Source organism: Nocardia sp. XZ_19_369, assembly GCF_015355715.1.
Taxonomy (GTDB): Bacteria; Actinomycetota; Actinomycetes; order Mycobacteriales; family Mycobacteriaceae; genus Nocardia.
Genome location: NZ_JACVED010000020.1, coordinates 1 through 21,223 on the forward strand (window position 1 = coordinate 1; position 21,223 = coordinate 21,223).

Genomic DNA, 21,223 nt, shown 5'->3' on the forward strand with positions numbered 1-21,223 from the left:
GGCTCGCTGCCGATTACGGCGGCAGCCTCAAAGGTCGCGTGTTCTGCGAGGCCGGCTCCTCAGTCACCGCGTTGTGGTCGATGCTTGTCGCGCTCGACGAATGTTCCGGCGGCCGGATGGTCGAGCAACTTGCCCGACACCAACTCTGGCCTTCATAGCGTTCAGGAGGCCATAGTCGAACGCTTCCGGAGCGCGCCCTGCTAGGCGGGAATCCGCCCGCTCCGCGGGAATCACGGATCAGAACCAGACCGAGCACACTGGCGCCATCCGGCCCCAGCTGGAGGATCGCAACGTCGATCCCGCGCTGCGACGAATCCGGATGAACCTTGAGCAAGACAACGCGGTGCCCCTCAGCGCGGTGATCACGAAGTCACCGACCCCTGTTGCAGACCCGATCACAGTGGAGCCGGATATGCAACTGAATCATGTCTTGCAGGACTTCGACCACGACAGATAGCGGAGAGCCCGCTCGAATCGCATCAGTCGGGCCCGCGACGAACGGCCTGGGACGCACCGGGCGCTGAAATAGCCTGGGAGACATAAGAAGTCCCCGGACCAAGGGGCTGTCCGGGGACTCAAAGGTGAGGCTACGCCGAAGGTACGTTACCCACTGCGAAATTTGCGAACCGCACTTGCCGAAGTTCATTCAAGACACGCGTAGGTCGGGCGACTCGCGGAATGCGATCGCATGTTCGACTACCGTGCGACGAGCTGTGCCAGGTCCCGCCCGAAACCCCCCGAGCACAAAGGAGTTCAGTGAAGGACCGATACCTCAGCATCGTCGACGTCTACATCCTGCTCCGCCGAGCCGACGGCCACATTCTCCTGATGGAACGCGCCAACACCGGCTATGCCGACGGACAACTGTGCCCACCGAGCGGGCACCTCGAAGACGGAGAATCCGTAATCGCAGGTGCAATCCGGGAGGCGAGCGAGGAAGTTGGGGTCTTCATCGCTGCGCAGGACCTGCGGTGTGCCCATGTCGTGCACTATCGCAGCCCAGAACAGCAGGGCCGAATCGGATTCTTCTTCGTCACCGACACCTGGGACGGCGAGCCCTGGAACCGCGAGCCGCACAAATGCGCCCACCTCCTCTGGACTGACCCTGCAAATCCACCCGCGACTACGGTCGCGTACACCGCTGGCGCCCTCCACCAAATCGCCAACGGCAACAGCTTCTCCCTCGACGGCTGGCCAGAATCGGACCTATTGCACCGGTGATCGGCCGGGGGGCGATGACGAGCCAACCGTCCGCCCCCTTACGGTTCGGCCGACGAATCTTCCCACCTGTAAGAATCACGTGAAAGGACTTATGCGCCATGCACTTTGGCGGCTGTTTATGCGGCAACATCCGGTATCGGCCTCGGGCGACCTTTCTTTTCCCCACCTGTGTAGCTGTGGACATTGCCAGAAACTGTCCGGTAGCCCCGTGATGTCCTGGGTCGACTTCCCCCGCGAAGGATTCGAATGGACCGGCCCAGGCGGGGAACCGGTTTGGTACAACACCTTTCCCGATTCCCATCGAGGGTTTTGCGGGACGTGCGGAAGCTCAATCGCCGCCCAGGACGATGCTGACGCGCCGCTCGTCGGCGTCACCATGATGAGCCTCGATGATCACAGTGGCTTAATGCCCGAGCGACAAAGTTTCCGCCCCAATGCTGTTCCGTGGCTTCCGATTATCGGCGCGCAGGATTGAGCTACGGTTCCCCGGTTGTCCTCGTCAGGAATGACTCATGCCGCCACTGCGCGAGGGTACTCGTCGGCCGTGGCGGGAGTGGTTGTGCTGGTCATGCTGGGTCTCCTATCTCGATAAGCCATTCGTCGACGGCCACCGTCGCCCACAGTGCCGGTCCGTGGTCGAGTCGTCGGCCCGAGCCGTAGTCTTCGACAGCGACGATGAGTGCATCGGGGTCGATCACCCCGAGGTCGACGAGCGGGCGGCCGGTGCGCGCCACCGCCTTAATCCGGTCGGAGGCGCGGGTAAGTCCGGCTCGCATGATGGCTCGGGCATCGGCTTTGTCTCGGCGCGCGGCGACCTCGGGCACAAGTTCCGGCAACGCTTCGCGCAGCACCACTTTCTCGAACCCGTTGTCACGGAACAACTCTGGTGGAAGAGCCCAGGTCCAGGCCGCCAGATCGGGATCTAGGAACGGGTAGGTGATGTGGACGCCGGAGCGGGCGGCGGTGTCCTCCCACCAGCCACCGCAATGAACCCGGCCGGCCGCGCCGGCCTCGGCCGCCAGCGCGCGAGTACTGCTCGACCAGCGACCCCGGTTGTCCGAGACGTGGGTACCCCTCGGTCAGCCGGTCCACCAGCCCGGCCTGGCGGCGGTACGTGTCGGTGAGCCAGGGCGGAATGTCGTTGAGTGCTCGGGTGATTCGGGCGTGGCGCCCTCATAGGCGCCCGCGAGGAGATCTTCCACGACACGGTGCACGGCCGCCGGATCGGGGAAGGTCACCAGCTCCGCGGCGGCCCCCGGCGGTATCGCCGCGCGCGAAACGATCCGCGACCGCGAAGACTTGCCCGAGCAGCAGTTCGTCGCCGCCCTCTCCGGCGAACACCACCCCACCGGATCCGGGTCGGCCGCGATGCGCGCGCCAGCATGGCAGTGCTGTGGGTCTAGCGTGGGCGTGAACGAACTCCGACAGAGGACAACATCATGCTGATGGGTCGGGAATGGACCGGGTTCGAGGCCGAAACGTTGCAGCGGGTCACCCGCCAATCCATCCGCGAGTTCGCCCGGCGCCTCGGCATCGATCCGAAAACGGTCACAACCTGGCGCGCCCGTGGTCAGTCGATCCAGGTGCGGCCCCTCACAGCCCGGCTGCTCGACATCACCCTGGACCGCTCCACCCCCGACCAGCGAGGCGAGTTCTACCGCATCATCGCCACGCGACCACCGAGCCTCACCATGGACTCGCCCGCACAGCTCAGGGCCGGGACTAGACCGGCAGGTGAGTGCAGTTGTCTACCAACACGATCGGATACCGATGACCACGTGATCTATACACCGCCGGGCCGCTACTTCGCCGGGACGAGCACACCGGCGATCGTGGCCCCTGCGAGGATGGCATCCGGGCGCGTCGTTGCCGACACGAGCAGACTCCCTAGCCCGGCCCAGGCCCGCAGACTGCTCATCGCGGCTACCGAGACTTCGAACGGTCCTCGATACTTTGGTCTTGATCCGCGACGCGCTCGATCACGCTCAGCTGCATCGAATCTCACTACGCCCGTGCTGATTCCCACGGCCTACGAGCTCAACGAGTTCACGACCGCGATTTTGTGGGCGATCACCAATTTCGACGAGGCGCTGCTAGATGATTATGCCGAGCTCGTAGCCGCTGGCCAGCATCTGGACGTACTCGACACGACGCCCCGTCCGTTGGGGATCGGCAGGCGGGACTCTGATCTGTCCGCAGTGTCTCGGATGTGGCCGGGCTCGAACTACTGCGCGCACCACATCCTGCGCCATCTCGACCAGCTCACCGAGACACCCGCCAGATGGACCCGTGAACACCGCGGCGAAGAGGCCAGTACCTGGCTACTGTTTACCCACAAGTACGAATACCTTTCTCGCACAGCGATCTTCACCGGTTCGAGCCGAGTCTTCTGCATCCCCCACGCGAGCGTGGCGGCTTCGCCAGCCCCAGAGCGGATACTGATGCTGCTGGCCGTCGCGCTGATCGAGTCGGCCGGGATCACCGTGATCGTCTGTGCCGAACCGGAATACACCACGATGGAGGGCTTCGTACTCGATCCTGGCCACCGGGCCATCGTGGCCACGTGGGCCAACACCGAGCACACCCGCGCCGAGGTTACCGACCACCGCCCGACCCTTCGCGAATACAGCGATGCCGCCGGCTGGGCACGCACTCACTCACTCCATCGTCGATGCTCCCGGTCCTCCGCATCGGCTGCGTGCTCTCGCCGACTACTTGGACCTGGATTGGGCATGGGTCACAGCACGAGCCGCCGACATCGGCGATTACGGGACCGCGGGGCTGCGCACACCGCGATCCCGACTGCTCTCCCTTACCGGGCTCGACCAAGCCTGCCGATTTCTGGGAGACCTGCGCCACCGAGATCGCTAGGCTGACTCGGTGCAACCAGTCGATGCAATCGAAAACCGGCGCCGCGTCATCGTTTTCGGTCTTGGCAGCACTATCGCCATGTCGGCCACCGGCTTCGGCGGTGTCGCCCCCGCGCTATCAGCCGACGAACTCATCGCTTCTGTGCCCGGCCTGTCAGAAACCGGAATCGCCGTGGATGTGGTGACATTCCGACAGGTTCCAGGCGCCTCGCTGTCGATCTCCGACATCACCGCGCTCGCCGGTACGATCAGCGCGCACCTACCCGGCGTGAACGGTGTCGTGGTGACCCAAGGCACCGACACGATCGAGGAGACCGCCCACCTACTCGACCTGCTCCATGCCCACCCCGAGCCGATCGTCGTCACCGGCGCGATGCGCAACCCGACCCTCGCCGGAGCTGACGGACCAGCCAACCTCCTGGCCGCAATCCAGACCGCCGCGAACCCCGGCCTCGCAACCAACGCTGTGTGGTCGTCTTCGCCGACGCCATCCACGCCGCCCACCGCGTCCGCAAAACCCACACCACCAGCACCGCGACGTTCCGCTCACTGAACGGCGGCCCGCTCGGCTACCTCGTCGAAGGCCGCCCCAGCCTGCTCAACCGCCGCACCCACCGCCACGTCGTACCCGGCAAAACCCGCAGACGACATACGCCTCCCCGTCGCCACCATCACTCTCGATTACGACGGCACACTGCTGCGCGGCCTCGACGGGCGCATCGACGGGCTCGTAGTCGCCGGGCTCGGCGCAGGGCATGTACCCGAACGCCTCGTCACCACGCTCGAAACCCTGGCAACCACCGTGCCTGTGGTACTCGCATCCCGCACCGGTGCCGGGTCGACGTTGCACTACACCTACGGGTTCCCCGGGTCCGAACGTGATCTGCTCGCCCGCCGCCCTTACCGATTTCTGCTGAAAGCATAACGTCCGGCAGGGATACATCGCGGGGTTCAGCGAGGTCGACATCGTCGGAACCTGCGACAGGCTCGACGACCCAGCAGCGCCGGTCTGGACACGGGTTCACTTGACCAACGTCGAAGCGTTCGGAGGCGGCACGCTCGCCTACGACCCGGACAGCGACTCCGTCCTACCGCACGTCCACGTCGCGGTAGGGCTCAAGGAACACTCCGCGACCGGCCACACCAGCCACCTACTCGCAGCGAAAGTGCCGTTCCTCACCAAGATGCTCTTTCTCGAAGTCATCACACCAGCCATGACACGGCGCAACGAGCCAGACCTTTTCAACGTTCCGCTTCTCCGATTCGACTGAACCGGTCTGGCTATTTTGTCGGCTCAGCGGCTCTACAAGCGGCATCCGGACGCTCTTGGCGCTCACCCCGGCGCCGATATCGACCACTGGTTCGCCACTAATCCCGGTCAGGTGAGGCGCGACTCCAAGGGCTGTCGTCGCGACCGGAACTGTTGAATAGCACTGCTACAGAGAAGGATTCGACTGTCGTGAAGCTACTCGTCACAGGCGGCGCCGGAATTGTCGGCTCCGTCGTCACCCACCAGCTCGTCGCCGCCCAGGACTACGTGATCCCCTTCGCCCACGACTACCTGAGCCCGAACCAATCCGTAATCCTCCCATGGGAAGTCGACCATGGCGTTGCGTGATCAGGGCGAATCGGTACTCCGCGCCTGGGACGCACACGAGATCAGCCGCGCGGTGCGCCTATTTCCGCAGATCCTAGCGCGGTACAGCCGTTGCTGGCAGCGCTCGCAATCCGCGCGGAGTCACAGATGTCATGACAACAGATAGGGACGTTCAAACGATATTGCCTTGTTCAACTCCAACGGCGGGGCCAGCATATCGGGAATGAACGCTCGACAGCCAGTGGCGCTTACACCAGGAACTGCACCGCCCCAGCGGATCGAACTGGGCAACATGACAATTCGCCGATGGCAGCCGGATGACCTCGTACCACGGTTCGAGGCGATCGTGGCCTCGTTCGAACACCTCAACCCCTGGATGCGCTGGCTTGCCGAACCGCCGACGCTTGACCACCAGCGCGCTTACGGCGAAGCCGTGGCGACCAGTTGGCCGACCCGAGGCGGGGACTTCGCCTACGGCATTTTCGATCCGAACGGCACTGTGCTCGGCGCTATCGGCCTGCACGATCGGATCGGTCCGGCAGCACTCGAGATCACCTATTGGTGTCACGTCGCGCATGTCGGGCGCGATGTAATCACCCGCTCCGCGACAGTGCTGACCGAGATCGCCTTGAGCCTCCCGGGAATCGACCGCGTCGAAATCCGCTGCGACGCAGCCAACCTCCGCAGCGCGGCAGTACCACGTCGACTTGGCTACCGTTTGGATCGGACCGAGCCTCGGGAACGGCGAGCACCAGCCGACTCGGGACGCGCCTTGTTCTGGGTAAAGGACAGGAGCTCGCCACTGCCCGCGCCCACCTGACCTGCCACGTGGACACATCACCTCCCGGGTAATCACCGCCTGCGGCGGCCACATGACATGACGGCACGCGTTAACGACCCGCACCTCAAATTCGTGATGACGCTGCGTCTGTCCACAGCAATGGACGATCATGGTGACCGAAGCCATGGTGAAGCGGGCCGAGCAACCGGAAGGGTACAAGGGCGTGAATCAGCCGACGGGGCCGGATCTGTTCGATGCCAAGCTGTCCGAGTTCCAGCAATGGCAGGAAAGTCCGTGGGGCCGGTTGCGGTACGCCGTCGCGGCAGCGAATCTGGCCAAGCACCTGCCGCCGAGCCCGTTGTCGATCCTGGATATCGGCGGTGGCAATGGACTCGACGCCATCGAGCTGGCCGCACGCGGCCACCACGTCACCATCGTTGATATCTCCGAGCAGTCCCTTGCCCAGGCCCGCGCGGTCGCCGCAGACCGCGGTGTCGCCGACCGAATCAGCACCCGTCTGTCCGATGTCGGTTCCCTCGACCGCGAGTTTGCTCCCGGCAGTGTCGACGTCGTGCTGTGTCACAACGTGATTCAGTACCTCGACAAGCCCGGACCCGTGCTTGCGACATTGGCGCAGCTGATCGGTCCGGGCGGCTGGTTATCAGTGCTGGCGCCGAATCCGCTGTGTGACCCGTTGGTGGCCGCTGTGCGCCGCGCCGACCTCGACGCCGCGTTGCGGCTGTTGGACACCACCGAGCGTGTCTCGGTCACCTACGGCCGCGAATACAGCTCCCGCACAGCCGACGACCTGATCGCCGATATCGTTGCGGCGGGGATGAATCCGCCGGTGCGCTACGGCGTCCGGGCGGTGTGCGACCTGATCGCCGACGACGACATGAAACACGACCTTGAGTTCTTCGCCCGGCTACTGCGGCTGGAGAACACTCTGGCTGATCGGCGGCCGTATGCCGATTCCGCGCGGTTCTTCCATTTGATCGCCACCAAACCCGACCAGTCCGTTGGCGCGGTCGCGGAGATGCGGCGGTGCCGCATTCCATTCGACATCCCCGATTATGAGCAGCGGGTCCGGAACGGCTCATGCTCTGTGTGCGAGTTCCTCGCCGGTACACCGGGTTTCGAGCATGACACCGTGTATGACGACGGTGATCATGTCGGGTTCCTCAACAAGTACCCGACGCTGCCCGGCTCCGTGCTGGTCGTGCCGCGCCGCCACGTCACCGACGTCGTGGGCGAGCTGACCTCGCTGGAATACCTGCGCCTGCAATCGGCCGTCCACACCGTCGCTCGCGCAGTCGCCGCCACCGTGGATCCCGAACGGGTGTACCTGATGTCGATGGGTTCGGCACAAGGCAACGCCCACGTCCACTGGCACATCGCCCCGCTCCCGCCCGGAGTGCCCTACCACGAGCAGCAATTCCGTGCGGTGGCGGCGGACAACGGCATCCTCGGTTACACCCGGGAGGAGTTCGCGGCGCTGGCCGAGAGCATCCGGGCCACTCTCACCAGCAACACAGACACCGATTTCGGGTCCTCGGTACCCGCTGTGATGTCCGATCGCCGTGACGGGGTGCGCAGGTCCGGGCGGCTCGTGGTGATCCGCGGCGGCTCCGGGTCTGGGAAGACGACGGTGGCCCGCGAGGTGCAGCACCGGTTCGATCGGGCGCAGTGTTTGGTGGTTCCGCAGGATGTCGTGCGCAGACAGTTCCTTCGCGAATCCGAGATACCTGATGGCGTCAATGTCGACCTCATCCGCGATATCGCCACCCTCGGTCTGGCGCGCGGGCTGACGGTGGTGGTGGAGGGCATTCTCACGGCCCGCCGCTACGGCCCGATGCTGCAACAACTCGCCTGCCACGCCGAACGTGCGTGTTTCTACGCGTTCGACCTGACCTTTGAGCAGAGCTTGCAACGGCATTCCCGCCGGGCCAAGGCCGCCGAGTTCGGCCGTGACGATATGCGTCACTGGTACCAGGGCTGGGATCCGCTCGGATTCGTCGACGAGACCCGTCTCGACGCCACCTCGAGTCTCGAAGACATCGTCGCCTCCATTCACGCAGACATCACCACCGACACCGCCCGGATCCCGGCCGCTGCCGGGTTGCCGCTGACCACCGAACCTGCGGACACCGCCGTCGCCGAACCCGACCATCGGGCCACTCCGGCCAGCCGGGCGGTGGTCGTGCGGTGTTGGGGCACCAGCCACACCGAACACGCGGTCGCCGTGTCGTCGCGGTTGACCGACCCCGCCGATATTCCGGAGATCGGTGACTACGTGACCGTGGACGGTCGTGGTAACGGCGGATTCGTGCATCGACTCGAAACCAGCCTGGCGGCACTGCTGCCCGACGTCGCCTTCACCATCCACAACCACGGCCGGGGCGGCGCCACCAGCCGTGACCTGCTCGCCAGCCTCGAACACGCCGACCTCGACCAGGACCTGGCGTTGGTGGAGTGCGGCACCAACGATGTCCTGCGCCGGGCCCAAGGCCGAAACTGCGAGGCCGTCGATATCGAGGAGTTCACCCGCAACCTTCGGGCCATCCTTGACCACTTGGCCTCGCGGTCCCGGCGAGTTGTCCTGCTGGCCGCACCTCCCGTCGGCCCCACCATCAGCCTGAGTGCGGAGGCCATCAATCGCGACCTGATCGCCTACAACCGCGTAGCCCGGACCGTCGCCCGCGACGCCGGAGCACTGTCCGTCGACTGCTGGGGCGCCTTCGTTACCACCGCCGCCCTGCTCTGCGAACAACCCGGCAACCACAACAGGCAACGCAGCCCTTGGCTTGCGGACGGAATCCACCTGTCCGCCATCGGCGACGAACTGATCCTGCGGAACCTCGAGGCCACCCTGATCGGCCAGCACGTCATCGCCGGCCTGCTGCTGCCATCTGCCCCAGCCCGCAGCAAAGCCCGCACCGAGATTGTGATCCGTCAGGCCCGGCCTGAGGACATTCCGGCCGCAGTGCGGTTACGCGTGGCCGTGGCCGAGGAGCGAACCTGGATCGGTGCGGAACCACCCGTGGACGAGAATCAGGCGGCTGATTCGTTGCACAACCTCGTCCACGCTGACGACGCGGGGGTGTTCGTCGGCGACCACCCCCGCGCCGGGGTCGTGGCCTTAGCCACCACGAGCTTCGCTCTCCCGGGGGTCGCCGAGATCACCATGATGATCGCCGCCGACCGCCGCGGCCACGGCATCGGCACCGCTCTGCTCACTCACCTCATCGACTGGTGCGCAAGCCACCACGCTCACAAGGTCACACTCCGCGTATGGCCGCACAACCTGCCCGCGATCGGGCTCTACCAACGCGCCGGATTCGACACCGAAGGAATACTGCGCGCCCACTGCCGAAGGGGCAACGGCGAACTCTGGGACGTGATCATCATGAGCCGCCTGCTGTGAAACCGGCGACTGCCAAAGTGGACATTCGATCGAAGGAACCGCCATGGACGACACCGACCCGTTCTCCGACCTGGAACCGGGTGAGAAGCAGCGTCTGTTCGAGCTCGGGGCAGCCGAGGTCAGGGGCGAAACCGCCGAGGCCGGGTGGAGGATGTATCAGGAGTTCGAAACACCGGTGGGGGTCCGCCGCTACACCAATGTTCGGACTCTCGACGACGGACGCGTGCAGGCACGCGAGTACCGCGTAGCTCGGAACGATCCGCAGACGATCTTCGACCTCGAGATGGACCGCTACTTGCTCGATAACGGCATAATTCACGAGCTCGAATGGATCACTGCCGAGTGAGGTCCAGCTTCACGGTCGACGGTCGGCCCCAGCGTTCCGACGACTACCGCTGCTGTCCGTAATCCTCGGATTGGTCGAGCCCAAGCTCATGATCGTGGTCTGGCCGGTCGTCCTGCGGGGTGACCGGCGACGGGTAGCTCGAGTCGACGGAGGAGACAGGACCGAACTCGATGGCGCCCTCGATAACGCGTTGCATCCGGGCCGACATCTGCCGGTCGTGGTCGACCGGAGAGGACGTGTATCGGGAGTGAACCGCGACCAGCTCTGAACGCATCACACGATCGAGTTCCGTCGCACGATGCAATTCATCCATCGCGGTGTGTGCGTCGCGCACAGCGCGGGCCGCGCGGGTGAGCTGCGCGAGCACCAGGTGGTAGGAGGCCGCCGTGGACTGTTGGTGTGTTTGGAGCATGATCAGCGCCGCAGCTTCTCCCGGCGGAGCCGACGAACGAACTCGCCCTCCTCCCGCGACGCGACCGCGCAGGCGCGCACGACACGTTCGAGTCGCCACCGCGCCGGCTCCTCGGCGGTGCCGATGCCGCTGGGCGCGAGTTCGATGAACGGGTCTTGGTCACCGAAATGAATGCCCGTGTCGCGGGAGGATTCCGGCCCGCCGAGGCAGCTGGCGCCGATCTGGTCGGCCAAGGGTTGGCCGGGCTGTGGGGACAGCCTGTCGCGCACGAACGCTTGGCCTATCGCGCCGGGGTTCGCCTGACCAAGTGCGTTACCACTCTCGATATCGGTGAACAGCAGCCGAGCGCTGTCTCGGCTGCTCCCGGACGTAACGGACGGAGTATTCGATGACTACCGGCGAACCCTCGAGCCGCAACGCAGCCCCCTTCCTGCAGGACCGGAGTTCGACGCGATGGCCGCGGCCGTACAGGCTGGGCAGTACGGGCACAACACCGAAACCGAGTACTTCGAAGCCGAACTCGCTGCCTTCCTCGGCGTCCCCGACGTCGTCACCGTGAACTCCGGCACAGCCGCGCTGCACCTGAGCCTGCTGCTGGCCGGAATCGGCCCCGATGACGAAGTCGTCGTGCCATCCCAAACGTTCTGCGCCACAATCCGGAAAGCGCTCACCCCGAGAACACGCGCCGTGCTGCCGGTCCTCTACGGAGGTCGCGCCGTCGATCTCCGCGACGTGCACGACGAACTCACCGACCGGGGCATCACCGTGATCGAGGATGCTGCACATGCCTTCGGCTCCCGCCTCGGCTCCGAGCTCGTCGGGTCAACCGGCGCGGCGCTGACCTGCTTCTCCTTCGGGCCGATCAAAAACCTCACCTGCATCGAAGGCGGCGCACTGATCCCGCGACACCCGACAGAAGCCGCGCGCGCACAATGCGACTCCTAGGGGTAACCCAATCCCAAGCCGCGCGTATCCGCACGACCGACTACCAGGTCGGCATACCTGGGTGGCGCTACCACCTCTCAGCCGTTCACGCCGCCGTCGGCCGTGTGCAACTCGCGCACTTCCCGGCAGTGCAGGACAAGCGAAAGGCACTGTGGCGCCGCTACGCGCGCGAGCTCGCCGGCCTCGACGGAGTTCGCCTAGTGGATGTGGACATCGACCACAGCACCCCGTTCAATTGCGTCGTCCGAGTTGCTGGCCGTGACCTGGTCTTCGCGGCGATGCGCGACAGGAACATCGTTGTGGGCGTGCACTATCCGCCCAACCACACCCAACCCGCCTTCCAGGCGTGGTACCGGCCGCTGCCGGTCACCGAGTCCACCGCAAGTCAGATTATGTCCCTGCCATTTCACCCCGCGATGATCGCAACCGCGGCGACCTACGGCTACGACCTCACCCCGCACCGCGCCCACATGGTCAACGCGGCCCTGCTGGAATGGGCCGACGTCGTTCTGGCGATGGACCACACCAATCTGGCCGCGCTACAACGACACTGCGACCGACGAACCCGGCCCAAGCTGTCGCTCTACCTCGGCAACCAAGACGTCCCCGATCCATTCGGCCGCCCGGCCAGTGCATTCCAACACTGCCTCGCGCTCATCGAGTTCGGTGCCGAACGCCACCTTCAGGCGCGGGACGAGCTGCGCCCGTCAGCTACCGAAAGCACAAGTTGAGCAAGGTGTTCAGCGGCATCGGGACGACCGCACAGGTGAGCGCTGTCGGCGACAGCGGTTCGCTTTTCGGCGTCGGCGAGCAGCGGAACGAGCGCTTCTTGCAATGTGTGCGCCGATACTTCGCCGAGCAGCGCCACCGCAGCGCCGCGCTCGGCCAGAGCGGCGGCGTTGTGGGCTTGCTCATTGCCCGCGGCCGAGGCCAGCGGAACAAGCACCGCCGCTTTACCCAGGGCGGTGATCTCCGCGATCGTTCCCGCCCCGCTGCGGGAGACGACCACGTCGGCCAAGGCGAAGACATCCGCCAGCTCCGGGCCGACGAACTCGGTCACCAGATACCGGCCGGACAGCTCAGGAGCAAGCGTCGCTGCGTGCTCGATCAGGTCCTCGATCGAGGACTTCCCACATTGATGAATGATGTTGGCTCGCTCCAATATCCAAGGCAGCACCTCACGCACCACGCGATTGATCTGCACCGCGCCCTGGGCACCGCCGGTCACATAGACGGTCGGCAGGCTGCGATCGAATCCCTGGAGCGCGAGCACTGCCACAGCACCCTCGGCGTCGCCGCCGAACAGTTCCGCGCGCACGGGGTTGCCGGTCACCACAGCCGAGCGGCGCACCTTTCCCCGAAGCAGCGACAACGAAGACTCCGAGGACAACGTAACTCGACTCGCCAACCGCGACAGCAGCCTGTTCGCCAAGCCCAGACGGACCGTCTGCTCGTGAACGACCAGCCGACGACGTGCCAGCCAGCTCCCGACACCGGTCGGGACCGCGACGTAACCACCCGTGGTGAGCACCACATCGGGACCGAACCGAACGAGCAGGCGGTATGCCTGAACGACACCGAGCGGAACCCGGCACATATCGGTGATGTTGCTGCGGCTCAACAGCTTCAGCAGATTCGCCGCCCGCCGGATCTTGCCGGTTGCTACCGACTCGAATCGCACACCCTCTGCCGCAGCCACCCGAGACTCGAGGCTGCCCGCGGCACCGATCCACAGCACCTCGAGCTGACGGTCCGTCGCAGCAAGCTTAACTCGTAGGGTACGAATCGCAGTCAGTGCTGGATAGATGTGCCCACCGGTTCCTCCACCAGAAACGACCAACCGCACAGGCCGAGTCGATCCCCCCGAAACCACTTCGCTCGCGTCACGGTTCACGAATCCAGATTGTAGGACCTGAAAGCGGTGGCCCGCCTCCTTCCACAACGGCAGATGTGTCGGCCGAACCAGGATGACGACTTGCTTCATCGCGGGGGCCACGGTGGCACGCCCTGCCCGAATTCGGTTACTCGAGCCGCTGCGGCGCGCGCCCAGCGGATTCGTCCGCGGGCCGAGCTCGCGGTGAGTTGTCAGGTCGGGTAGTCGGCCTGGCTGCTCAGCTGGCCTGGATGCCATCGGGTCAGCACGACCTGGCGGTCGGTGTCGTCATCTCCGCGGATCTCGGTGACAGGCTCGGCCGCGATCGCCGACGACGCGGCGATGCTGTCACCACCAAGCTCGACGAGTGCCCGGATTCCGCTGCGCTCGGCCGAGAGCCGCGCAGCCATGCGCCGTTCGCGGCGGTCGATCACCTCCCCGTCCTCCAGCGCCCCAGCACCTCGGCCAAAGCCTCGACAGGGTCGTTGAACCGATTACTGCGCGCGGCCAGAGTCCTGGCGTAGCGGGCAGCTTCGGCCGAGAACGCGGTGCCTTGTAACGGCGGCCGTCGATCTCCACTCCGTAGTGCTGGATCGTGCGCCACTCCACGCGCAAGAACTCCAGCACCAACTCCGGTGCAGCGGGAATGCGCAGCACCCCGGCCTTGGCCAGGCCGACGGCGAACATGTCGTTGGGCGAGAGCGCCAGATCCGGCCAGTCCGCCACGACCAGACCGTCATGAGCCGACCGATGGTAGACCGTGGTGATCCAGTCACGGATCACGTCTTCGAGTTCGTGCAGGAACAAGAACGCCTGCTCCTGCAACCCCGTTCCGCGGCTGTGCAGATCCGGGCCCTTATAGGCGAGCAGATGCTGGATCAGTCCTTCCCGCAGCGACCGGAAGAACCTCTCGATTGTCGGCTTGTCGGTAGGCTTGCGCGGCTGCGCAGGTTGGATGGAGATGCCCAGCCTCGAGCAGACTCCGATCACGTGCGCCGACAGAAACGCTTTGCCGTGATCGATCACCAATGTTTCTGGCGGGCACCACACTTCGGCCGCTGGCTGCCCGCATTCGGTGAACACCAGCCGTTCGGGCAACCCGTGGGCAGGCCCCAGTACCGGGCGTCCCGAACCGTGACCGGTGACCGCCTCGAACAGCACGCCAGCGACGTCGACCGATTTGGTCGATACCGCGGTGACCTTCAACCCCAGAATCTGGCGGTCGAACAGATCCTGCGCGACGGTCAGCTGCGCGCGCAGCCAACGGCAAGTAACCGGCTCCATCGCGAACACATCCAGATCCTGGGTGTCGAGCACGACGTACTCACCCGGGCGCGTCGTGCGCAACCGGCCGTAAACCCCTTGCGGGCGTTCAGCAATGGAGCGCCGCCCCTTCGCCGACCCGCTGACCGCGTCGGTGCCCTTGCTCAGCGCCTCGAGCCGTCGATACGCCGTCGCCGCCGACGGCACCGCCACCACACCTGCGCCGTGCTCACGTTCGATCCGCTCACCGACACGCATCAACAACGCGGCCCGTGACGGAGTCGACTTCGCCACGCCCTCAGCGATTTCCGCGCGTACCGCCGCGTCCCAGCGCGGATCCACCGAGGTCCAACGCCCCTTGCGGGAGCGGTCGTCGACCAACCCGGTCTCCCCGCAGGCACGGTAGGCCGCAGCCCAGCGCTGGATCGTGCGCAATCCGATCCCAAGTTCGCCGGCCTTGGCCCGATAGCGCTCGATCAGCGCCACCGTCTGCGCGTATTCGGCCCGGGGCTCACCCTCCACCGCGGCATCGCGGTGACCGGCCCGATAGCCGGTCAGGACCTCGCGGACATGCCCGGCGCGCTCGGCGACCCTCTCACGATCGGCCACCGACAACCCGGCCAGCACCAGGCCGGGATCGGCCTCCTGGTCCGCATCGGGATCGGTGACCTCAGTGCCCCGGGCGCGAGTGACGAACTCCGACACCGCGACACTGCTGAACCGGTCATCGCTGTGGCGCAAGGTGACTCGGCGCCCGTCGAACTCGACGATCCGCACCGATTCCCCGTCGAACAGCAGCGTCATCCCCACCGCGATCCTGATTGTGCGCGCGTTCATGCCGCCACTCCTGCCGTCACGACGGTGTCACTGTCCAGTGGGCAGCTCAGATCCGCCCGCATTTGCGACCGCCACAGAAATGCAGTGCCACCGGCCGCACCAACGACGAACTGGCCAGCTCCGCCAACCGGTGCTCCAACACCGCAAGGCTGACCGGCTCGGCCGCCGATTCCAGCACCGGCGCAACCAACTGCTGGCACACCGTCGACTCACGGCGATATCCAGCCAGGAATCGCAGGTTCTCCAGCTCGACGGTGTCTATTCCGGTCCATACCTCGAACCCGAAACCTAGCAAATCGCAGACTCTTTCGGTCCACTCGACCTGCGCGGCCACCTTCGGATCAGCCAGACGTGAGGGCGCCTTCACATCGACCACCGTCACCCCACCCCAGCACGGGCCAACAACAGATCCGGCACGTGCCGCCGGACCCGCCCGCCATCGGAACCATCCAGCAGAAACGGCTGGGCCGCGATCGCAACAACGGTCGAATCCCTGTCCGCTACAAGCAGTCTCGCCAATTCCAGTCGGCTCTCGTGCACCAGATGATTCCCGGTCGTCGATGACCAATACCACCCCGAATAGTGCCGACGCTCCTTGTACGAACGGAACTCGCGCACCGGCAGACCAGCCAGCACGTCCTCGACCGGTAACCGAGCCAACGTCGTGTCCACGAAACGGCCATCAGAATTCCGGTACCGAACCAGCACATCATCAGACCGCAAAGCACCGAAACCGGTTAGTATATAACATGTTTCATTCATGACGACCACACTCCCGCTATCAAGCAAGAGCAATCGGCCGACACGCCGCACGGAATTCTCACCGATCTGCCGCATGCGCCATGTCGATTCCAAGGCGTTGAAATTCGATCGATCACGACGGACGCTGTGCCTACAGTGAAGCGAATGACCGATCGATATCTCGACGCCGACCTGGCGGGCCAGCTGCTCGGCCATGTGTGGCCCGACGTGGTGATCGACACGATTACCACCAGGACGGGCGGGCAGTTGAGCGCCGTCTACGAGGTGCGATGCGCCCGACCGGCCACCGCCGTAATCCTGAAGATCTACGACGAACAATGGCGTTGGAAACCGGCCAAGGAAGTGCACGTCTACAACGTGCTCAACGGTCACGGTGTCGGTCCGGTCCCTAGGATCCTGCACGCCGAACCAGATCCTTGCCCATACGGATTCGCCTACACCGTCATGACACTCATTCCCGGCCAACCACTTTCGCAAGTCATCAGCCAGCTCGACAATGCCGACAGCTTCCAGATCTACCAGCGGATAGGCGCAAGCCTGTCCGCAATACACCGTATCCGGCAAAGCTCCTACGGTTACCTCGTCACCGGCATAGTCGAGCCCGAACCCGACAACACCGCGTACATGACCCGCCAGTTCAACAAGAAGCTGCGCGAGTTCCGCGAACTCGGTGGCGATCCGACGCTGCACGATGCGATTAGCCGACACGCGGCCGAACGTGGTGAACTGTTCGCCCGATGTGGAGCCCCTGTGCTGTGCCACAACAACTTCCACGAGGGCAACGCCCTCGTCGACCGCCGACACGGCGGCTGGGCATTCACTGGGTTCATCGACGTCGAAAACGCCATCGCCGCAGACCCTCTGATGGATATCGCCAAGACCGCCTACTACTCCGTCCGACGCGACCAGAACAAACTCGCCGGGCTCTTGGACGGATACGGTCCGCTTCCCGACGACTGGCGCGAAAGGCTGAAGCTTTACACCCTCTACCACGCACTCGAGCTGTGGGACTGGTTCGCCTCGATCGACAACAGATCGCCGCTGCCTGGCATAGCCGACGACATACGGCACCTGACCTGACGAGGCGACCTGATCAACTCGCGAAACCTTCGGCTGGCGACGCGTTCTCATCGATATGGCGCCTGCGCCATATCGATGCCGAACCAATGAGAAAGTGTCAGCTAGCATGAGAACCTACATGCATCACGCCAAGGAGCGTGGCGTGCAACCCGGTGAACAACTGCTGCGCTACCGCACCGGCAAGCCGATCACCCGCCGCCGCTACGACGGACTGTGAACCCGAATCGGGCTCGAATTGCCGTGGGTCGAAAACCAGCAGATCAGCACCCGCTGGCTGCGGCACACAACCCTGAAGTGGGTGGAACGCAACTTCGGCTTCGCCGTGGCCCGCGCCTACGCCGGGCACGCCGAAGGGAAATCCGAGGGATCGACCGTCATCTACACCCGGGCCAGCCTCGAGGAAGTCGCGTTGGCGCTGGCCACCTTGACCGGCGAGCCCCATCCACTCGCCGCAGCGGCGTGAACGGGCCGGATGGAGACATCAATATGACCATTGAAGCGACGTGTCCTACGACACGCCTGGCAGTGAAGGCGCAGTGGCACTGCTTTCCGAAGGTTTCGACCCGTTGGAGGAGGTGCCCGACGATGTCATGCTCCGAACAGCCCTCGAAGGCTGCTCGACAAAGAAGGACATGATGCAGCTCGCGTGCGAGCTGTTCGGAGACCCCAAGACCGACGACGTGCGCTCAGTGCTGGCGCGCTGCGGAGCGCAGGTCTCGCGTCAGCACGCATCGAACGTGGCAAACGATTGGCGGCGAACTCACCATCGCCGGTCTCGGCCTACCGGCCCGGATCGGCACGCTCCCGCGGGAGTCGCCGACGCCCTGCCCGCGTCGCCTGCTGCTGTCCACGGCCACCGCATCGATCGAACGGTGCGACACCGCGTGGGGACCACTCACGCCTTGGACCATCAGCGCTGATCATCTCGACTCGGCCCGCCGGTTGCTGTTCTTTCTGGGGATCGGTCAACCCAGTCTGATGACCGCGTCTCCGGTGCCGGTGTTCGTGTCGGCGAAAAAGACTGGCCCAGTACCGCTCTCGCGGCGAGAAGTTCCCGGTCAAAGCGATCCGGGTCCCGTATGCCGGGGACTCGGGAGCGTATTCGGCGAATGCTGACCCCGATCCGCGCGGGCATCCCGGGTGGGCGCATCCCGACGAATACGGGGCGCTGTGGACTCGGTTCATCGAGGACACCGGGCCGCCGTTGTTCGTCGAGATCCAAGACGTGCCATGCGAACCCGGATGCCTGCGGTTCACCGGATCGACCACAAGCCGGCATCAGCGGGCGACAACTGGGAAGGTAGGCGTATTCAAACTCCCTGAATACGCCATCTGTCCCTCCAGTTCCTGGGCTCGCGGAACCTACTATGCGCCCGGCGATGACGACCTAGGGCCTGAAGCCCGGCCTCACTGGTGATATGCCGCAACACCGGCAAAGTAGACCGTCAGCGTGGTTGCTGTAGCTCCCGCACCAACCAAGATCGACGCCGGTATGGACTTGCCGCTGGCCTTAGCGAGGCATCCCGCACAAAACCCGAGGTTGAGCGAACACGACAGCGCTAGGAGGGTGGCCAACGAATGCATCAGCTTGCACGGTACCGAGACAACACGCTTGCGAGGCAGCCATCGAATCGGGTAATCGCAGCGAAGTTGCGGCGGTCACCGACGCAGATACAGAAATGGCTGTACAGTCGCGTGCAACCGCAGCAAGAATCTGACGTTCTCCAACTTGTTGCAATGGTCCGCGCGGAAGCAAAGCGCTGCGGAGATTTAAACTCCAGCGATGCAGAACTCCTTGCCGAACAGGAGTGGCGTGAAGCGTATCGAACCGAAGCACATAGAAGAGCACATATGCTCAGCGGATCGATGCGTTCGGGACAAGCCAGAAGAATACTCGAGGGATTCAACATTGACGCGAAGGATCCGGACGCTGAAGGGATCGAGGCTAAATCGAGTAGTAGCTTATCAGTGTGAGAACTTTCGTTGAGCCTTCCACAGGAAGAACATATCGGACATCTGAGCTTGCTTACGATCCTTGATATACTCAGCGATATGGGTCCACGGCAGCGTGGCGGCCGCTGCGGTTCCCAGAATAGCAGCTGCCCACGGGGTGGAAGCTATTGATGCGATCGTGGTAGCAGCCACTCCCAGGGTGAGGCCGCCGCCAGTTTTGACCATGGTCGCCGAACTATTCGCTTTGAGGCTTTTCTCCAGGCGCGCCAATGCTGGCTTCATATGCTCGGACCATACGAGTTTTTCGACAGCATCCCTCGGCGCGTCGGGGTGTTCTTCAATTGTGTCCACAATGGCCGTTCTCAGCGCTGATCGAAATATCTCGAACGACTCAGGATCACTTCTGCGAAGCGCGACAATCTGCGAAGCTGTGAGCTTGTTGAGTATGGGGAGCGACAAACTCGTCGCCACGCTGTCAACCGACAAATCACGACCATTCTGGTCGGTTTTAGGCTCGGGCGCAGCAAGCGACGCCAGAGGAACCCCATTCCACTTTGCGGTCAGCGAATCGAAGATAAGCGATGTAAAATCTCTCCGGAGAATATCCTCGGCGACTTCAATTCGGCTTGGTTTGACCTCGTATTTGAGCCCCATAGCACCGTTGAACAGTGGATCTCTCAGCCTTCCGTACCACTGATGCTTGCACCCTTCCTCGATTTCGATGCCGCCCGATCGCGCTAATTCCTTCGCCATATCTTGCAATATGTCACCGTCGGCAAGATCGCTCAACCCGGCATTCGCGGCATACTGACGAAAGTGATCGTCACAGCAGCTTTCCCCATCAGGCTTATGCGTGTAGATGAGATGATCGGCGATATGGGTTTTGCGAAGATATTCCATAGTCAGAATGTCTTCGACGATCATGAACTTATATCCGTCCCGATTTGACCTTTCGAGATCCTCGACAATCGACTCGTATCTCCTGGACGATGGGCCCTGCACGAGAATATTGTCGTAATATTGCAGCAGAGGCCCGATATTTAAGTTCAAGTTCTCCGTTCGACATTTGAAATGGTCGCACGTTCCGAGGCTCTCGATCTCGATACCGGGGCCAGCCGAGACCGTGCCTACCAGTGGAGCATCTACAACGTACTCGAATGACTCGAACCCCTGCATCGCGGCCGTGTTCCGCATTTGCTTGCGACGTCCCTCTTGAAGATCAGCCATAGCCCGTTCGTGCAGAGCTTGACGGGCACGGGCGCTTTTCAGCCGGCGCCGGACCGTCTTCTCGTCGTGAACTTCGAACTCCTCCATCCAGTCGTCAAGCCAATGCTTTCGTCCTAATGACTCGATCGAGTCCACCAGACAGTCACCTCACTCACCGGAATAGCGACAGTTACTGTGTTCCAAGGCTATTCGGGGATCATACGCCTTGATGCACGCAGTCCGGGGCCGCTGCGATTCACTAAAGGTGGTCAAAGTTGCGATCGGATAGGAAGACCGAGGACCGGGTTGCCCAGCCCTAGGTTGACTGATCTACTCCTCTGCGACAACGACACCTTCGGGCTGATGGCGTGGATGGTCGTCGTCGGCGCACTTTGCCAGGTGCAGTGGTGTGGGCAATCGGGTCCGGTCGTCCCAGGAGACGGTTTGCTGGCAAAGGCGTGCGGCGAGTGCGGCGAGTTGGTCAGTGTCCCATCCTCCGGGACGTGGTATCGAGATTTCAGTCCCAGTCAATGCGTGCCAGTCGTCCGGCATCCAGCGCTCGCGGTGCGCTGGGAGGGTCCAGCGTGTGTGATCGGTTCCCGCTCGGCCCGCGGCTCCGGATCGGTGTACCCGGGAAGGCTGGGCGAGCAGCC

At 64.1% G+C, this 21,223-nt stretch carries 22 protein-coding genes and 3 pseudogenes; 16 read left to right on the forward strand and 9 right to left on the reverse strand.

The annotated features are described in order from the left end of the window. Positions 1–756 precede the first annotated feature (756 nt). Entirely contained in the window at positions 757–1,221 is a 465-nt protein-coding gene (locus tag IBX18_RS41475) for an NUDIX domain-containing protein (RefSeq protein ID WP_194838899.1), read from the forward strand. Between the two features lie 211 nt (positions 1,222–1,432). Next, the gene (locus IBX18_RS43590) at positions 1,433–1,696 is read left to right on the forward strand and encodes a GFA family protein (RefSeq protein ID WP_373889281.1); all 264 of its coding nucleotides are present in this window, start codon (positions 1,433–1,435) and stop codon (positions 1,694–1,696) included. A 91-nt stretch (positions 1,697–1,787) separates the two neighbouring features. On the opposite strand, the gene IBX18_RS41485 is transcribed toward IBX18_RS43590, so the two are convergent. Then, entirely contained in the window at positions 1,788–2,243 is a 456-nt protein-coding gene (locus tag IBX18_RS41485; protein WP_194838913.1) for an asparagine synthase-related protein, read from the reverse strand. 417 nt (positions 2,244–2,660) lie between these two features. Here IBX18_RS41485 and IBX18_RS41490 point away from each other — a divergent pair, with 417 nt between their 5' ends. The 9 genes and pseudogenes from IBX18_RS41490 to IBX18_RS41520 all read left to right on the forward strand — a co-directional run bounded on the left by IBX18_RS41490 (position 2,661) and on the right by IBX18_RS41520 (position 10,239). Next, positions 2,661–4,097: a hypothetical protein gene (locus IBX18_RS41490; protein ID WP_194838900.1), complete on the forward strand. Its 1,437-nt coding sequence runs from the start codon at positions 2,661–2,663 to the stop codon at positions 4,095–4,097. Positions 4,098–4,101: 4 nt separating this feature from the next. Beyond that, positions 4,102–4,527, forward strand: a pseudogene (locus IBX18_RS42720) (asparaginase domain-containing protein); the annotation flags it as partial. 32 nt (positions 4,528–4,559) lie between these two features. Next, positions 4,560–4,634 (forward strand): annotated as a pseudogene (locus IBX18_RS43595) (hypothetical protein); the annotation flags it as partial. Positions 4,635–4,761: 127 nt separating this feature from the next. Further along, positions 4,762–5,016, forward strand: a complete 255-nt coding sequence (locus IBX18_RS43600) for a hypothetical protein (RefSeq protein WP_373889282.1) — start codon at positions 4,762–4,764, stop codon at positions 5,014–5,016. Between the two features lie 100 nt (positions 5,017–5,116). Further along, the gene (locus tag IBX18_RS41500; protein ID WP_194838901.1) at positions 5,117–5,362 is read left to right on the forward strand and encodes a hypothetical protein; all 246 of its coding nucleotides are present in this window, start codon (positions 5,117–5,119) and stop codon (positions 5,360–5,362) included. A gap of 188 nt (positions 5,363–5,550) precedes the next feature. Beyond that, positions 5,551–5,709: a hypothetical protein gene (locus IBX18_RS41505; protein WP_194838902.1), complete on the forward strand. Its 159-nt coding sequence runs from the start codon at positions 5,551–5,553 to the stop codon at positions 5,707–5,709. A gap of 166 nt (positions 5,710–5,875) precedes the next feature. Continuing rightward, complete coding sequence (locus IBX18_RS41510; RefSeq protein ID WP_228542603.1) at positions 5,876–6,508, forward strand: GNAT family N-acetyltransferase; 633 nt, start codon at positions 5,876–5,878, stop codon at positions 6,506–6,508. 130 nt (positions 6,509–6,638) lie between these two features. Beyond that, on the forward strand, positions 6,639–9,893 hold the full coding sequence (locus tag IBX18_RS41515) for a GNAT family N-acetyltransferase (RefSeq protein ID WP_194838903.1): 3,255 nt from the start codon (positions 6,639–6,641) through the stop codon (positions 9,891–9,893). Positions 9,894–9,936: 43 nt separating this feature from the next. Then, positions 9,937–10,239, forward strand: coding sequence for a hypothetical protein (locus IBX18_RS41520; protein ID WP_194838904.1), 303 nt, complete (start codon positions 9,937–9,939; stop codon positions 10,237–10,239). A gap of 43 nt (positions 10,240–10,282) precedes the next feature. On the opposite strand, the gene IBX18_RS41525 is transcribed toward IBX18_RS41520, so the two are convergent. Then, positions 10,283–10,651 (reverse strand): hypothetical protein, encoded by a 369-nt coding sequence (locus IBX18_RS41525; protein WP_194838905.1) that lies wholly within the window; start codon positions 10,649–10,651, stop codon positions 10,283–10,285. Between the two features lie 2 nt (positions 10,652–10,653). Continuing rightward, positions 10,654–10,920 (reverse strand): hypothetical protein, encoded by a 267-nt coding sequence (locus IBX18_RS41530; protein WP_194838906.1) that lies wholly within the window; start codon positions 10,918–10,920, stop codon positions 10,654–10,656. A 184-nt stretch (positions 10,921–11,104) separates the two neighbouring features. Here IBX18_RS41530 and IBX18_RS41535 point away from each other — a divergent pair. Together IBX18_RS41535 and IBX18_RS42980 are read left to right on the forward strand one after the other, a co-directional pair. Next, positions 11,105–11,961 (forward strand): annotated as a pseudogene (locus IBX18_RS41535) (DegT/DnrJ/EryC1/StrS family aminotransferase); the annotation flags it as partial. Positions 11,962–11,988: 27 nt separating this feature from the next. Further along, positions 11,989–12,327 (forward strand): hypothetical protein, encoded by a 339-nt coding sequence (locus tag IBX18_RS42980; RefSeq protein WP_255528305.1) that lies wholly within the window; start codon positions 11,989–11,991, stop codon positions 12,325–12,327. On the opposite strand, the gene IBX18_RS41540 is transcribed toward IBX18_RS42980, so the two are convergent. The 4 genes from IBX18_RS41540 to IBX18_RS42730 all read right to left on the reverse strand — a co-directional run bounded on the left by IBX18_RS41540 (position 12,279) and on the right by IBX18_RS42730 (position 16,526). Then, entirely contained in the window at positions 12,279–13,490 is a 1,212-nt protein-coding gene (locus tag IBX18_RS41540) for a UDP-N-acetylglucosamine--N-acetylmuramyl-(pentapeptide) pyrophosphoryl-undecaprenol N-acetylglucosamine transferase (protein WP_306796643.1), read from the reverse strand. The two genes, IBX18_RS42980 and IBX18_RS41540, sit on opposite strands and share 49 nt — an antisense overlap. A 327-nt stretch (positions 13,491–13,817) precedes the next feature. Continuing rightward, positions 13,818–15,569 carry a transposase gene (locus IBX18_RS41545; RefSeq protein WP_228542604.1) on the reverse strand — a complete coding sequence of 584 codons (1,752 nt, stop codon included), beginning with the start codon at positions 15,567–15,569 and terminating at the stop codon, positions 13,818–13,820. A gap of 46 nt (positions 15,570–15,615) precedes the next feature. Continuing rightward, on the reverse strand, positions 15,616–15,945 hold the full coding sequence (locus IBX18_RS42725) for a hypothetical protein (RefSeq protein ID WP_228542605.1): 330 nt from the start codon (positions 15,943–15,945) through the stop codon (positions 15,616–15,618). Between the two features lie 2 nt (positions 15,946–15,947). Next, entirely contained in the window at positions 15,948–16,526 is a 579-nt protein-coding gene (locus IBX18_RS42730; protein ID WP_228542606.1) for a TnsA-like heteromeric transposase endonuclease subunit, read from the reverse strand. Here IBX18_RS42730 and IBX18_RS41555 point away from each other — a divergent pair. The 3 genes from IBX18_RS41555 (at position 16,476) to IBX18_RS41565 (ending at position 18,331) form a co-directional block, all read left to right on the forward strand. Continuing rightward, positions 16,476–17,411, forward strand: a complete 936-nt coding sequence (locus IBX18_RS41555; protein ID WP_194838908.1) for a phosphotransferase family protein — start codon at positions 16,476–16,478, stop codon at positions 17,409–17,411. The genes IBX18_RS42730 and IBX18_RS41555 overlap by 51 nt on opposite strands. A gap of 235 nt (positions 17,412–17,646) precedes the next feature. Then, positions 17,647–17,874, forward strand: a complete 228-nt coding sequence (locus tag IBX18_RS41560; RefSeq protein WP_194838909.1) for a hypothetical protein — start codon at positions 17,647–17,649, stop codon at positions 17,872–17,874. A gap of 40 nt (positions 17,875–17,914) precedes the next feature. Next, positions 17,915–18,331: a hypothetical protein gene (locus tag IBX18_RS41565; RefSeq protein WP_194838910.1), complete on the forward strand. Its 417-nt coding sequence runs from the start codon at positions 17,915–17,917 to the stop codon at positions 18,329–18,331. A 1,045-nt stretch (positions 18,332–19,376) separates the two neighbouring features. Here the strand turns inward: IBX18_RS41565 and IBX18_RS41570 are convergent. Beyond that, the gene (locus tag IBX18_RS41570) at positions 19,377–20,726 is read right to left on the reverse strand and encodes a hypothetical protein (protein ID WP_194838911.1); all 1,350 of its coding nucleotides are present in this window, start codon (positions 20,724–20,726) and stop codon (positions 19,377–19,379) included. A gap of 174 nt (positions 20,727–20,900) precedes the next feature. After that, positions 20,901–21,221 (reverse strand): RNaseH domain-containing protein, encoded by a 321-nt coding sequence (locus IBX18_RS43605; RefSeq protein ID WP_373889280.1) that lies wholly within the window; start codon positions 21,219–21,221, stop codon positions 20,901–20,903. Positions 21,222–21,223: the final 2 nt, after the last annotated feature.